General features: G+C 53.8%; 1 protein-coding gene. It reads right to left on the minus strand.

Features of this window, described 5'->3' with window-relative positions:
- Positions 1-29: 29 nt before the first annotated feature.
- Positions 30-1,008: Ty1/Copia family ribonuclease HI (locus tag V6D20_24950; GenBank protein ID HEY9819031.1), on the minus strand; the 979-nt coding region annotated here is incomplete at its 5' end.

Raw genomic sequence — 1,008 nt, forward strand, 5'->3', positions numbered from 1 at the left:
AGAGTGCATTTGGGAGAGCATGTCCGGGGTTAGTAGTGGCCCATGATCCGGCGCGCATGTCGAGAGTGGAGAATCCAACCCAGCGGTTTGGTAAGGTCATCAGATGGGTTGATGATACCAGGGATGTAGTGCATGACGATATCGCCAGCGTCCTTCCAATCTTGGATGGCGAAGTGCTGAATGTCGATGTGCCGGGAGCGTTCGGTAGGTACTCGGGCATTGATCATGTTGATGGCAGACTTGTTATCCTCATAGATGGGAGTTGGACCAGGTGGGGGAAAACCCAGTTCGGTCATGATCGCACGTAGGTACTTGGCATGTTTGGAAGCGGCGACTGCAGCGAGAAATTCAGCTTCGGTGGAGCTTGTGGCAGTAATAGACTGCGTTTTACATCGGTAGGAGATGGCGCCACCAGAGAGGAGAAAGGCATAGCCGGTAGTTGAGCGGCGATTACGTAGGTCATTGGCATGGGCAGCGTCGACATAGCCGGCCATTTCGAGCGGATGGGCAGCTGAAGGGAAGTCCGGCAAGTCGGCAGGATGTAGTAGGCGCGTATGCGGTGAATTTGGCAGCTGGGGGTCACGAGTGTTCTTGCGGTAAGTGATGCCCCATTCCTTGGTTTGTCGAAGGTACTTGGCAACCTTTTTAAGCAAGGTATAGTGGATATCATGGGGGTTGATGGAGAACTTGCTAAGAGTGACGGCGGCGTAGCCAATATCAGGACGGCAGGTCACGTAGGCATACAGGAGTTCACCAAGTAGCGTTCTGTAGGCGAAGCCATGTTTGGCGGCAAGGGCAGAATGTTCAGGGGTTCCTTCCAAGGGGCCGGTGTGCTGATACATCGTATTAATCGCGTCGGCAGGGAGCGGAGTGACTTGCTTGCATGGATAGGATTCGGCGGGTGTATCCCATCCGTGGGTTTTCATGACACGGTCGATATACTTGCGACCAGAGAGGACAATGGAGTCATCGTATTGCTGTACGTCAATCCCGTTGAAGTCATCGAGG

This window comes from Candidatus Obscuribacterales bacterium (assembly GCA_036703605.1).
Classification (GTDB): Bacteria; Cyanobacteriota; Cyanobacteriia; order RECH01; family RECH01; genus RECH01.